A 12,941-nucleotide genomic window follows, 5' to 3' on the forward strand; every position below is an offset into this window, starting at 1 on the left:
AAAAAAAGCTTAACTTAATGACATTGAGCTTCGGGACTAAGTTTTTTTCTTAGCAACTTAGAAACTCAGTTCCTTATAAACTTTTTTTTTACATATATTTGATTGTATTTAATCACGTAACTAAAATTGAGAAAAAACCTTCGTCTTTTATTTCCCTTAATCTGGACCATCTGTTTTAGTTACTTTTTTATCTTAATGATTAAGATTACCTGGCAATATATACCCTTTCATAAAGACATTGCCTTTCTTCAAATAAAACAATCCGAGGTAGAGAAAATCCCATTTTATATTCCTTTTTTTTATACACATGTATATTCAGCTATTTTTGTTTTGCTTGCAGGATTTTCTCAATTCAGTTCTGCGCTTTTAAAAAAATTTCCCGCAGCACACAGAAATATTGGTAAATTTTACGTTTTTACAGTTCTTTTTTTTAGTGCTCCTTCGGGTTTATTTATTGGCTTTTTTGCAAACGGCGGGCTTTACTCCAAAATTTCTTTTGTGACCTTATCAATTCTATGGTTTTACTTTACTCTTAAAGGTTTTACATCTATTAAAAATAAAAATATTACAAAACATCAGGCATTTATGTTCCGAAGTTTTGCCCTGACCTTTTCTGCTATTACGTTGCGTTTCTGGAAGGTTATTCTAGTATATTTGTTTCATCCCGCGCCTATGGATGTGTATCAGATAATCGCGTGGCTGGGTTGGATTCCCAATTTATTAATCGTTGAATATTATCTTTATAACCAATTAAAAAAATGAAAAAACTTTTTTGTTTACTGTTATCAATATTCCTTTTTTCCTGTAATTCTAAAGAAAAAAACCTTGCAAAAAATAATACCGATAATTCAATGCCCGAAGAAATCAGAACCGATTTATATGGTTCGTGGGTTGGCGATTTTATTGCTGCAGAACGAGACACAACCAGAGAAGCCAAAGAAAATTACAGCAACAAAATCAATATTGTCATAAAGAAAATTACCGCTGATGAAGTTACCGGACAAAGTATTGTTGCGGGCAACAGCAGACCTCTTAAAGGTTTTATGCGAAGAACGGGAAACACATTTTATTTTACCCTTAAAGAACCCGGAGATGATAAAAACGACGGAGTCTTTACTTTTGAAATTCAAAAAGACACCCTTTTAGTAGGAACCTGGACTGCTAATAATGGAAAAAAAGAAGTTACTAAAAGGAAATTTACGTTGTATAAACAAGAATTCAAATACAATCCAAATGCTATGCTTCCTGAAGGAGATCCGTATGTTGATTTTGAAAACTCAAAAGAAGAACTAGTTACAAATGTAGAAGATCAAGAAGATACTGAAGAAGGAGAAGATTCAACGAATACTAAAAAAGCCGAACCTTATATGGAAACGGTATACAGAATAGCTTCTGAAAAAATTTCAACAATCAATTCATCAACACAAAAATTGAAAGAATCTGATGTTAAAAACTTAAAGAAAATTGATTTGGAAATTCTTAGAAATACCATTTTCGCCAGACATGGACTTACTTTTAAAACTAAAACAGTTCGTCAGTTTTTTGATGATGTTGAATGGTATGTTCCTATTGCAACTAATGTAGATGATCAATTAACAACGGTTGAAAAAGAAAATATCGTTTTGTTAAAACGTTTTGAAAAATATGCCGAAGATAATTATGATTCTTTTGGAAGATAATTTTTTTTGCCACGAATTACACAAAGTTTTATTTTGTTTCACGCAGATTTAAAAAGATTTAAGCAGATGCTCGCAGATTTATATAATTCTAAATCAAAATAAAATCTGCCTAAATCTGCAGAATCTGCGTGAAATAATCCTTTGAATCTTTCTAATCTGTTAGCCTTAAATAAAAAACTTTGCGACTTTGCGTCTTTGCGAGATTCAAAAAAATTAAACTTATACTTTGTCCTGAGGATTTTCTTCGTAATATCTCGCTTCAATTCGTTTAATATCTTTAATCGAATTTTTAGCCCAATCCAAACGTTTCTCCAGAATTTCTTCCTCGGATAAATGCCAGTCAAGATCTGAATTACGTAATCTGTTTGTTATATTTTCAATGATTATAGCAGCCGAAACGGAGATATTTAAGCTCTCTGTAAAACCAACCATTGGAATTTTAAGAAAACCATCTGCTTTTTCCAGAATTTCTTCTGACAAACCATCTCTTTCTGTTCCAAAAAATAAAGCGCTTGGTTTTGTAATATCAAAATCTTCAAGCAAACAATCATTTTCGTGAGGAGTTGTCGCAATAATTTGATAACCTTGGTTCTGTAAAGTCGAAATGCAATTGGTTACGGAATCAAATTGATTGATGTCAACCCATTTTTGAGCTCCCATTGCAATTTCTTTATCGATTTTTTTTCCGTAACGCTGTTCGATAACATTCAATTCCTGAATTCCAAAAACCTCACAACTGCGCATAACGGCACTTGTATTGTGCATCTGAAAAACATCTTCAACTACAATTGTAAAATGCTTTGTACGATTTCCAAGTACTTTGAGAAATTTTTCTTTACGATTATCTGTTAGTATATTTTCGAGGAAAGCAAGGTAATCTAAGTCAATCATTTCAATTTTATTTATCGCAAAAATACATTTTAAATAAAATAGAAAGAAAGATTCATAAGTATTTTAAATTCTCTTAATAGGTCATAAGCATGTCTTTTAATTTTTCATGCAACTTTTCAACCTCTATAAAATCTATTTCCAATTCTTCTTCCTTAAAAAAATCACCTTCAAAAATAGCATTCTCATTTTTAGAATGTTTCTTTAAACGTTCGTACATTTTCTCCAATTCACTAATAGAATAATCGACATTAATAAAGGAAACAAATTTCTCTACGACATTTTTCATTCCATCATTATAATTAAGCAATGTAACATTTTGATCTGCTTCATAAAAGTCTATAAAACCTTGAAAATATCGTTCTAAAACCAATGCTCCATACTGCTGAAAACTAATTTCGTTAATCTCTTTTGCCGTAATTCCAAAAACACTTGGCGGCAATAAATTGGGAACCATATGCATTCCTATCATCTTCTGATGTGATTTTAAAACCTCAATTGGATTTCTGTAAAGCAATGCAAAAGGTATCTTCGGAAAAATTGACCTCAGATAACCGGCATTAAATATGTGCCAGGCATCCAATTTTAGAATCAAATTCTTTTGCTCCGGGAATCTTTTTTGTCCTAAAAAAGTTATTACAGCTTTTAAAAGAGCGCTTTTTTTATCCAGCCCAAAATTATCACTTCTTAAAATTTCGTCAATAATAGGTGCTTCAGAGATCATAATATTTTCAGCAGAAGTCGCCAGCGACTGACTCAACATCGTAGAACCGCATCGTGACACATGAAATACTACTGATTTCAAATCTACCGGAATTAACGCTGCAGACCAATCTATAAGATTTTCTACCGTACTAACAACTCTCAGCAATTTTGAATTATATTCATGGCTTTTGCATTTTGCAATTGTTTCATCAAAAAATGGATCGGCAAATTTTTTATCTGCCAAGTAAATCCATTCAAAATAAACATCACTATCTTTTTCTACTAATTTATAAGGAATCCAATTTGAAAGAGGATGGTTTAGATTTTCCATTTTATATATTTTATTCTGCTAATAAATTTGCGATAATTTTTGCTCCGGCTTCTGATGGATTTCGAGAAAGTTCAGCAATAATTTTTTGCTTCATTTCATCTGAATATTGTTTTTTTGCTGGCGAAGAACTGATATCAAAACCCATTTCTGCAAACAATTTATCAGACCAATCGTTTCTTATACAATCCAGTGTGAGATGAATGCGAGGTTCTGAACTTTTATTTTCTACGCTATGTGGAAGCTGGAAATTGGCATACCAGCACTCGCCCATTTTCATTGGAACCATTTTTTTATCCACATAAAAATAAACTTCAGAATTTGTTATAATGGGAATATGAATTCTAAAAAAACCATCTTCATAAGAAGTATCATTGTCAACATGTTCTTTTATTTCACTATCCGGTCCTAATCTTAGTAAACGTACAGCTTCTTTCTCACATTGAAACCAATCCATAATCTCTTTAAAATACTGACAACGATCCAGTAACTCCGTATTTTTATATTCTTTGTTTGGAAAAGACATGATATCGTTTATCAAACCAGATTGTGATCTCAAAGAAACGCTAGTCCATTTTCCTTCATAACGCCCTGTATTAAAATGAGGAGTCCACAAATCATTTTCGCATATCGCAAGTTCTTGCTGTAATTTATCTATCGAAAAAGAAACGGGAAGTTTACTGGAGGAAGGATTCATATGCTTTTTTAAAGATTAAATTAGAAAGTGTTCCTTGTGTCCTGTAAATATATAAAATTTACAAAAGATTTATCACCAAAGAAATGGGTAAAAAAGATTTTCTGCTCAGACATTAACTTAAAAAAATTAAGCTAAATCCGATAAACTGTTAAGAATAAAATTGTAGAGTTTATGAGTAGAAAAAGGTATTGTTTCAAGATCCGTTTTTAATACTAAATCGGCTTTTGAGGGAACTTCAAAAACATCACTTATTCCCGTAAAATTATTTATTTTATTAACATCATGATCCGGCAGCAGTGCTTTTTTATACAATCCCTTGGGATCTCTTTTGATTAAGTTACTTATAGAACAATCCAAAAATACAGTTCTGACAAATTCATGATTCCTCAATTCATTTCTCAGACTTTCATAAGGATTTATAACCGACATCAGAACAATCGTATCTGCCCCAATAAAATTTCGTCCCACATTAAAAAGCCGTCTGACATTTTCGCATCTGTCTTCTTTGGAAAATCCTAAATCTTTGCAAATCGTTTTTCTGTAAACATCACCATCAATTACTTCGACTTTATAACTTTTTTCAATTAACAGCTGTCGCACATTTTCTGCTAATGTCGTTTTTCCTGAACCTGATAATCCTGTAAATTGTATTAAAATCATCGAAAATCTCCTTTGTTTTATTTCACATTAAAACTAAATAATTTGAAAGACCGAAACAATAAGTATAAATACGCTTTTATTGTTTACTCAAAAATACTAAAAAGAATTGTGGAACTTTGCGTTACTTTTTTCAAACGATTTGATAACCCGAATTTTATTATTTGTGCCTTTAGGTTAAATATTGGTAGTCGTTTTTCAAAGAATCTAAATTCAATTAGTTGTGCCTTTAGGTACAAAATATTGGTAGTTATTTGTTACGATGTTGGTTGGCGTGCCGTAGGTACGCAACAAAACATAGCTATTGCGTACCTACGGTCAATGTCATTAAGTTAAGCTTTTTTTCACCACAAATTTCACAAATTTTCACAAATTATTAGAATGCTTATCTACCTGCTTTGTCGTTTCGAGGGAAGAGAAATGACAATATTGGGTATAAACTTTATGTCTTTCAACATTTTGAGAAAAATTAGAATCAAAAAAGCTTAATGACATTGACCTACGGCACGCTAAATTTATCTCAATTCACATTTTCTACCAATATTTAGTACATAACAGCATATAAAAAATTAATGCCAATACTTATAATCCCTTACCTGAACTCACATGGTAACCAACAAAAATTACTATTTTTATCTTTTAATTGAATAAAAAATGAAAAAGAAATTAGTTATTTTAACCGGAGCCGGAATTAGTGCTGAAAGCGGAATCAAAACGTTTCGCGATAGTGATGGTTTATGGGAAGGTCATGATGTTATGGAAGTTGCAACTCCCGAAGGCTGGAGAAAAAATCAGGAACTGGTTCTTGATTTTTATAACAAAAGACGTCAACAGCTTAAAGAAGTTGAACCTAATTTAGGTCACAAAATTTTAGCCGAATTAGAAAATGATTTTGACGTTCATATCATTACTCAAAATGTAGATGATTTACACGAACGCGCCGGAAGCACTAAAGTTTTGCATTTGCATGGAGAATTACTAAAAGTAAGAAGTGTACAAAACCGCAATTTAATCTTAGGCTGGACAGATGATTTATATACAGGCGATCTGGATGAAAACGGACATCAATTGCGACCACATATTGTTTGGTTTGGCGAAGATGTTCCGGCACTTGAAGAAGCTATCAAAATCACTGAAACTGCCGATTATTTTGCCGTTATTGGAACTTCATTGCAAGTATATCCTGCGGCAGGATTGATCTCGTACACGTATAGTATTACACCCGTTTTTTATATTGATCCAAAGCCAATTGCAATTCCTAATATTCAGAATAAAGTGGAAGTTATTGCTAAACCTGCTTCTGAAGGTGTAGCGATTTTAAGAGACAAATTATTTGAATTACAAAAAACAGTATGATCTTCCAATTTTGGTTACAAGAATTATCGCAATACAATTTACTTCCCTTATTTGTTTTCTTTTTGATTGAAAATTTTATACTGATAGTGCTTTCTGTTATTCTTGCCAAAATAATCGAACATGACAATACTAAACTAAATAAAACAGATCGAAAATGGGTTTTCTCAACCTTAATTTGCAATACATTTATAACGCTATTGGGTTTTGAATTATATCGTTTTGGCATTATTAAAATAGATTTTTTACCATCGTTTTTTTCAATACTAACCGACACTTTATTGTTAGTTATAGTAATGGATTTCTTTATGTTTTGTTTCCATTTTTTGGCGCATTACTTAAAATGGTTTTCTGCCATTCACAGACTTCATCACACACATGTCGAAACGAGTGTCTATAGTTTGTATGTACTGCATCCAATAGAAACTTTAGGATTTGGAATTATCTGGTTGTTTTCAATCACGGTTTTAAGTTTCAATTATCTTAGTATCATTATTTACCTAATTTTAAATCTATTATATGGAATATTTGGTCATTTGAAAAAAGACATTTTTCCTGATTTCTGGTATAAAAATTATGCTACAAAATGGATTTCAACAACTAAATTTCATTCCGATCATCATAAAAATCAATCTCATAATTATGGTTTCTATTTTACCATTTGGGACAAAATCTTTAAAACTATTTTTTAAATCTCACTATTAAAGGATAATATATCTCTTGTAACTTTCAGAAGTTTTAACAATGACTTATATTTGCACCTTTCGAACAAACAACATAACAATGACTACTTTAAACGAATTGAATGCCATATCGCCAATTGACGGAAGATATAGAAGCAAAACCCTTTCATTAGCACCTTTTTTCTCTGAAGAAGCTTTAATCAAATACCGTGTATTAGTTGAGATTGAATACTTTATTGCCTTGTGCGAAGTGCCATTACCACAACTAGCTGACGTAAATTCAAGCTTATTTGACAGTTTAAGAAACATTTATAAAAACTTCTCTACTGAAGATGCTCTTTGGATTAAAGAAACGGAGAAAGTAACCAACCACGACGTAAAAGCGGTTGAATATTTTATTAAAGATGCTTTTGAAAAACTAGGTTTATCTCAATATAAAGAGTTCATTCACTTCGGATTAACTTCTCAGGATATTAACAATACTGCGATTCCGCTTTCTACAAAAGAAGCTTTTGAGCAGGTATATATGCCATCTTTAATTACTTTGATTTCTAAATTAAAAGACTTAAGCGTTGAATGGAAGGACATCCCGATGTTGGCTCGTACGCACGGACAACCGGCTTCTCCTACTCGTTTGGGTAAAGAAATTTTGGTTTTTGTAGAGCGTTTAGAAGAGCAAATGCGTTTGTTGTTTAATATTCCGTTTGCAGCAAAATTTGGCGGAGCAACTGGAAATTATAATGCGCATCATGTGGCGTATCCGCAAATCGACTGGAAAAAATTTGGTAGTAAATTTGTAGAAACTGATCTTGGTTTACACCACTCGTTTCCAACTACTCAAATTGAACATTACGATCATTTTGCTGCATTTTTTGATGCTTTAAAAAGAATCAACAATATCATTATCGATTTAGATCGTGATATCTGGACGTATGTTTCAATGGATTATTTTAAACAAAAAATTAAAGAGGGAGAAATTGGATCTTCTGCAATGCCACATAAAGTTAACCCAATTGATTTTGAAAACTCTGAAGGAAATTTAGGAATTGCTAATGCTATTTTTGAGCATTTGGCTGCTAAATTACCAATTTCAAGATTACAACGTGATTTAACTGACAGTACTGTTTTACGTAATATTGGTGTTCCAATTGGACATACAATTATTGCTTTTGAAGCTTCTTTGAAAGGTTTAAACAAATTGTTATTGAACGAAGCTAAATTTGCTGAAGATTTAGAGAAAAACTGGGCTGTTGTAGCCGAAGCTATTCAGACTATTTTACGTCGTGAGGCTTATCCAAATCCTTATGAAGCTTTGAAAGGTTTGACTAGAACAAATGAAGCTATTGACAAAAAAGCAATTCATAATTTTATTGCGACTTTAGAAGTTTCTGATGCTGTTAGAGCCGAATTAATGGCAATAACCCCTAGTAATTACGTAGGAATTTAAAGAAAACCTAAAATATTTTCTCAAAAAAAGCTATCTTTATCGATAGCTTTTTTTATTTATAAATCTTGTTGGGTTTTTAGCCCAGAGTGAAATGGAAAGCCTTTTATTCCAAAAACTATATTTTTTTGCAGGAACAGAGCGACCAACGGAAGCTCCTGAAACTGCTTTAAAAAATAAGTGTTTTGGAATAAAAGCTTGAAATGGAAAGCTGGATTAGCTCCTGAACAAAAATATACACACCTTATGATTGCCTTAAACGCCGCCGCAGAAACTACACACCACTTACAACCTTTAATCAGTGATTTGGGATTAATCCTGATGACTGCCGGAATCGCCGTTTTATTATTTAAATTAATTAAACAACCCTTAGTTTTAGGATATTTAATTGCGGGTTTTTTAGCCGGAAATCATTTTGATTTTTTCCCCACTATTACGGAGATGAAAAGTGTTGAAGTTTGGGCGGAAATTGGTGTGATCATTTTATTGTTTAGTTTAGGTCTCGAATTTAGTTTTAAAAAACTGATGAAAGTGGGTGGAACAGCTTCCATAACCGCTATTACCCAGATTATCACCATGGTTATAATTGGTTATCTGGTTGGACAATGGATGGATTGGGGAAAAATGAACAGTATCTTTTTGGGTGTTATTTTATCCATTTCTTCTACTACAATTATTCTAAAAACCTTTGACGAACTTGGCGTAAAAGCCCAAAAATTTGCAGGAATTGTAATTGGATCGTTAATTGTGCAAGATATTGTAGCCATTTTAATGATGGTTTTACTTTCGACAATTGCGGTGAGTCAGCAATTTTCAGGAAGTGAATTATTGATGTCGGTTTTAAAACTTGTATTTTTCCTGACGGCTTGGTTTGTCGGCGGAATTTTCTTTATTCCAACGCTTCTTAAAAAAGCAAAACATCTACTGACAGATGAGATGTTATTGATAATTTCTCTTGCTCTTTGTTTAATGATGGTAAGCTTTGCCTCAAATGTTGGTTTCTCTCCGGCTTTGGGAGCTTTTATCATGGGTTCTATTATTGCAGAAACCACTCAGGCAGAACACATTGAACATTTAATAAAACCAGTAAAAGATTTATTTGGAGCGATTTTCTTTGTATCTGTAGGGATGCTTATTGACCCAAAAATGTTATATACACATGCATTACCAGTAGCTATTTTAACCTTCGTTACTATTATTGGTCAATCTGTGAGTTCTACAGTTGGAGCTTTGTTAGCAGGTCAGCCTTTGAAACAATCCGTACAAACAGGAATGAGTCTATCGCAAATTGGGGAGTTTTCCTTTATTATTGCTACTCTTGGAATGACACTAAATGTAACCAGTTCGTTTTTATATCCTGTTGTTGTTGCAGTATCTGCTATAACTACTTTTACAACACCGTTTATGGTGAAATATGCTGTACCATTTTCTCATTTTCTGGAACAAAAACTTCCTAAAAAATGGGTCAAAAACATCAACCGTTATAGCTTAAATGCACAAGCGATAAAATCGGTAAGCATTTGGCAAAAAGTACTGAACGCCTATATTATACAGATCGTATTACACACTATTATTATTACGGCTGTTATTTTATTGTCGGCAAAATTTGTTGCTCCTTTGGTTGCAGATACTAGATTTGGAAACACATTGGCAGCTCTTATTACAATGGTTGTAATTGCTCCTTTTTTATGGGCGCTTTCTCTTAGGCGAGTTGCTGTCGAAGAAGTCGAAACTTTATGGGAAGAACGCAAATATCGTGGTGCCTTATTAATGCTGATTTTGATTAGAATGAGCCTTGGTTTATTCTTTATTGGTTTTTTGCTGAATATCTTCTTTTCTCCTTTAATTGCTTTTATAGCCTTGATTATTGCTATTGCCGTATATCAAATATTCCCTAAAAAATTAAACGAGCAATATCATAAAATTGAAAATCATTTTCTAAAAAATCTGAATGATCGCGAAAATAAAAAAATTGACAGACGATATGCGAATTTAATGCCGTGGGACGGTCACATGTCACTTTTTGTAATTGGCAGAGAATCTAACCTTGCCGGTAAAACCCTGGAAGAACTGCGCCTTAGAGAATCAATGGGAATCAATATTGCTTATATCAAACGAGGTGATGTGACAATCCCGATTCCAACTAAAAACGAACGTTTGTTTCCCGGTGATGAAATTTGTGTAATTGGTACAGATGCACAGGTAACTGAATTTACTAAATATCTGAATCAAAATGAAATTGAGGCTGCCAAAAACACTGAAGAATCTGAAATCGTGCTGCGCCAGATGGAAATTTTCAATGAAGATTTTATCCAAAAAAGCATTGGACAGTTTAGAGGAAAAACGGGTGGTATTGTGGTAGGAATTGAAAGAAACGGTAATCGAATTTTAAACCCTGAATCACATTTGATCTTAGGGAAAAACGATATTATTTGGGTCGTTGGCGATAAAAAACGAATGGCTGAGTTGATGAAAAAAGCCTGAGAAAGACACTAAGTTGCTAAGGTACTAAGTTTTCTAAGTTAAAGAGTTTAAAAAAACTTAGTACCTTAGAAACTTAGCCACTTAGAACCTTAAAAAATTATTTGTTAGGTTGCGGTGTCATACGTAAATAGGGTTTTATTGGCGTATGTCCTTTTGGGAATTTAGCAGGAATATCACTGTCCGGAACTGCTGGCGTGATGACTACATCTTCACCATCTTTCCAGTTAGCAGGAGTTGCAACACTATAATTTGCTGTTAATTGTAAACTGTCAATCACACGAAGTAATTCATCAAAATTTCTTCCGGTTGAAGCAGGGTACGTTAACGTCAATTTTATCTTTTTATCAGCACCAATTACAAACACAGAACGAACTGTAAATTTATCACTTGCATTTGGGTGTAACATATCATACAACGTTGCTATTTTTTTATCTTCGTCGGCAATTATCGGAAAATTAACTGTAGTATTCTGAGTTTCGTTAATGTCTTTAATCCATTCTAAATGTGACTCTAAACCATCTACACTTAAGGCAATAACCTTTGTATTTCTTTTTGTAAATTCCGGAAGATAATTTGCAACAGTTCCTAATTCAGTTGTACAAACAGGAGTAAAATCTGATGGATGTGAGAATAAAACTCCCCATGAATTACCTAACCATTCGTGAAAATTGATTGGCCCTTGGGTTGTTTCTGCATGAAAATCCGGAGCTATATCACCTAATCTTAATGTTGACATAATTTAATTTTTTTAGTTCCTCTAAAATTACTCAAAAAAAGGACAAAGAAACCACGGATTTTCATAAAAAAAGTTAAAAAAACCAAAACTCTACTTTTTCGGTCAATTTTATATAAATAAGTTAAAATACCGTTGTGAATTTTAAACAAAACTAAGAATCAAATACCAAATTGCAAGCGTCAGAAATGAGATTGGAATCCCAAAACCGATCATCATACTACTCAATTTAGGTTTTAATCCGTAGGTCGAAGCCAAAATTGCTCCCGTAATCATTGGTGCCATAGCAACTTCCATTAAGGTTACTTTTATAGCTTCTGAATGTTGGTTGAAAATAAAAATATACAAAAAGAAAATGATAAAAGGGCTTAAAATTAATTTGAAGAAAAGTCCCAATCGTAGAAATCTCCAGTGTTGACTTCTTCGATCAAACTGAAGTTGCAATCCCACAGAAAGTAATGCCAATGGTGTTACCAAACTTCCTAATTTTAATAAAACCGATTGAATATTAACATCAAACTGGTAGTTAGAAATATTCATTAAACACGCGACAACAAACGTCAGGAATGGCGGAAATAAAAGCACTTTTTTGAAAATACTCAAAGCATCGGGACTTCCTTTAGAATAAAAAGCAGCGACAAAAACACCCAAAGTAGAAACCACAACAAAAGTTCCTGGTTGATCTACTAAAACAGCCGTTTCGAGGCCTTTTTTTCCAAACAAAGCTTCAATTATTGGATATCCAAGAAAAGAACTATTGCTTAATCCGGCCGTTAAAATTAAACAGCCAATAAGCTTGTTGGACCAACCAAATCTTCTTCCTAAGAAATGAAAAAAGATAAAAGCCAAAATAAAGCAAATCCAGCCTGAAGCAATTGGAAACAATAATTCATTACTCCACTTAATTTTTGGAATATGGTATAGAGTTATAGCAGGTAAACAAAAATAAATTACAATTTTATTTAAAACCTTATAGATATTCGTTGGAAATCGTTTTACCCTTTGCAAAAGCAAACCTAAAGTAAGGAAGAAAAATATTAAAATAAAGTTGTTCATATCGTCGAGTAGTCACAAAAATAGACATTTATATATTGATGTCTAAAACAAATTATGCAACTTATTCAAGATTTTTGTTGTTTTTAACGTGCTGGATGCAATTATTTTTAACACATAGAAACATAGTTCTTTGATTCAGCGAAAAGACTGCAAAAAAGAAACACATTTCTTCACACATAGCTATAGCTCAATGTCATTAAGTTAAGCGAATATCTATCCCGAAGCTTCGGGACT

12 protein-coding genes are annotated in these 12,941 nt (G+C 32.5%); 6 read left to right on the plus strand and 6 right to left on the minus strand.

All coding sequences use genetic code 11. From position 1 onward, the window contains the following. Nucleotides 1-126 precede the first annotated feature (126 nt). Nucleotides 127-762 (plus strand): DUF2306 domain-containing protein, encoded by a 636-nt coding sequence (locus EAH81_RS07750; protein WP_194150814.1) that lies wholly within the window; start codon nucleotides 127-129, stop codon nucleotides 760-762. Beyond that, nucleotides 759-1,679 carry a YARHG domain-containing protein gene (locus EAH81_RS07755; RefSeq protein ID WP_140505579.1) on the plus strand — a complete coding sequence of 307 codons (921 nt, stop codon included), beginning with the start codon at nucleotides 759-761 and terminating at the stop codon, nucleotides 1,677-1,679. Before EAH81_RS07750 ends, EAH81_RS07755 begins: the two co-directional genes overlap by 4 nt. Before the next feature lie 219 nt (nucleotides 1,680-1,898). Here the strand turns inward: EAH81_RS07755 and EAH81_RS07760 are convergent, their stop codons facing one another. The 4 genes from EAH81_RS07760 to cysC form a co-directional block, all read right to left on the minus strand. Further along, complete coding sequence (locus tag EAH81_RS07760; protein ID WP_140505581.1) at nucleotides 1,899-2,570, minus strand: TrmH family RNA methyltransferase; 672 nt, start codon at nucleotides 2,568-2,570, stop codon at nucleotides 1,899-1,901. 73 nt (nucleotides 2,571-2,643) lie between these two features. Continuing rightward, nucleotides 2,644-3,603, minus strand: a complete 960-nt coding sequence (locus tag EAH81_RS07765) for a sulfotransferase family protein (protein WP_140505583.1) — start codon at nucleotides 3,601-3,603, stop codon at nucleotides 2,644-2,646. Nucleotides 3,604-3,613: 10 nt separating this feature from the next. Beyond that, the gene (locus tag EAH81_RS07770) at nucleotides 3,614-4,297 is read right to left on the minus strand and encodes an aspartyl/asparaginyl beta-hydroxylase domain-containing protein (protein ID WP_140505585.1); all 684 of its coding nucleotides are present in this window, start codon (nucleotides 4,295-4,297) and stop codon (nucleotides 3,614-3,616) included. Nucleotides 4,298-4,423: 126 nt separating this feature from the next. Further along, entirely contained in the window at nucleotides 4,424-4,957 is a 534-nt protein-coding gene (gene cysC / locus EAH81_RS07775; protein ID WP_140505587.1) for an adenylyl-sulfate kinase, read from the minus strand. A gap of 651 nt (nucleotides 4,958-5,608) precedes the next feature. Between cysC and EAH81_RS07780 the strand changes: the two genes are divergently transcribed. From EAH81_RS07780 to EAH81_RS07795, 4 genes are all read left to right on the plus strand, one after another. Then, on the plus strand, nucleotides 5,609-6,310 hold the full coding sequence (locus tag EAH81_RS07780) for an SIR2 family NAD-dependent protein deacylase (RefSeq protein ID WP_140505589.1): 702 nt from the start codon (nucleotides 5,609-5,611) through the stop codon (nucleotides 6,308-6,310). After that, the gene (locus EAH81_RS07785) at nucleotides 6,307-6,999 is read left to right on the plus strand and encodes a sterol desaturase family protein (protein WP_140505591.1); all 693 of its coding nucleotides are present in this window, start codon (nucleotides 6,307-6,309) and stop codon (nucleotides 6,997-6,999) included. The genes EAH81_RS07780 and EAH81_RS07785 overlap by 4 nt, the downstream gene beginning before the upstream one ends. A 91-nt stretch (nucleotides 7,000-7,090) precedes the next feature. Beyond that, nucleotides 7,091-8,437, plus strand: a complete 1,347-nt coding sequence (gene purB, locus EAH81_RS07790; RefSeq protein ID WP_140505593.1) for an adenylosuccinate lyase — start codon at nucleotides 7,091-7,093, stop codon at nucleotides 8,435-8,437. A gap of 243 nt (nucleotides 8,438-8,680) precedes the next feature. Further along, nucleotides 8,681-10,918 carry a cation:proton antiporter gene (locus EAH81_RS07795; RefSeq protein WP_140505747.1) on the plus strand — a complete coding sequence of 746 codons (2,238 nt, stop codon included), beginning with the start codon at nucleotides 8,681-8,683 and terminating at the stop codon, nucleotides 10,916-10,918. A gap of 97 nt (nucleotides 10,919-11,015) precedes the next feature. Here EAH81_RS07795 and EAH81_RS07800 read toward each other — a convergent pair whose 3' ends face one another. Next, nucleotides 11,016-11,654, minus strand: coding sequence for a peroxiredoxin (locus EAH81_RS07800; RefSeq protein ID WP_140505595.1), 639 nt, complete (start codon nucleotides 11,652-11,654; stop codon nucleotides 11,016-11,018). A 141-nt stretch (nucleotides 11,655-11,795) separates the two neighbouring features. Continuing rightward, entirely contained in the window at nucleotides 11,796-12,707 is a 912-nt protein-coding gene (locus EAH81_RS07805) for an AEC family transporter (RefSeq protein WP_140505597.1), read from the minus strand. Nucleotides 12,708-12,941: the final 234 nt, after the last annotated feature.

It is taken from the genome of Flavobacterium pectinovorum, assembly GCF_006438875.1.
Classification (GTDB): Bacteria; Bacteroidota; Bacteroidia; order Flavobacteriales; family Flavobacteriaceae; genus Flavobacterium; species Flavobacterium pectinovorum_A.

Bases quoted from the DNA above. Each gene is read 5' to 3' on its own strand.
- EAH81_RS07755 (WP_140505579.1), top strand. From the start codon at position 759: ATGAAAAAACTTTTTTGTTTACTGTTATCAATATTCCTTTTTTCCTGT.
- EAH81_RS07760 (WP_140505581.1), bottom strand. From the start codon at position 2,570: ATGATTGACTTAGATTACCTTGCTTTCCTCGAAAATATACTAACAGAT.
- EAH81_RS07765 (WP_140505583.1), bottom strand. From the start codon at position 3,603: ATGGAAAATCTAAACCATCCTCTTTCAAATTGGATTCCTTATAAATTA.
- EAH81_RS07770 (WP_140505585.1), bottom strand. From the start codon at position 4,297: ATGAATCCTTCCTCCAGTAAACTTCCCGTTTCTTTTTCGATAGATAAA.
- cysC (WP_140505587.1), bottom strand. From the start codon at position 4,957: ATGATTTTAATACAATTTACAGGATTATCAGGTTCAGGAAAAACGACA.
- EAH81_RS07780 (WP_140505589.1), top strand. From the start codon at position 5,609: ATGAAAAAGAAATTAGTTATTTTAACCGGAGCCGGAATTAGTGCTGAA.
- EAH81_RS07785 (WP_140505591.1), top strand. From the start codon at position 6,307: ATGATCTTCCAATTTTGGTTACAAGAATTATCGCAATACAATTTACTT.
- purB (WP_140505593.1), top strand. From the start codon at position 7,091: ATGACTACTTTAAACGAATTGAATGCCATATCGCCAATTGACGGAAGA.
- EAH81_RS07795 (WP_140505747.1), top strand. From the start codon at position 8,681: ATGATTGCCTTAAACGCCGCCGCAGAAACTACACACCACTTACAACCT.
- EAH81_RS07800 (WP_140505595.1), bottom strand. From the start codon at position 11,654: ATGTCAACATTAAGATTAGGTGATATAGCTCCGGATTTTCATGCAGAA.
- EAH81_RS07805 (WP_140505597.1), bottom strand. From the start codon at position 12,707: ATGAACAACTTTATTTTAATATTTTTCTTCCTTACTTTAGGTTTGCTT.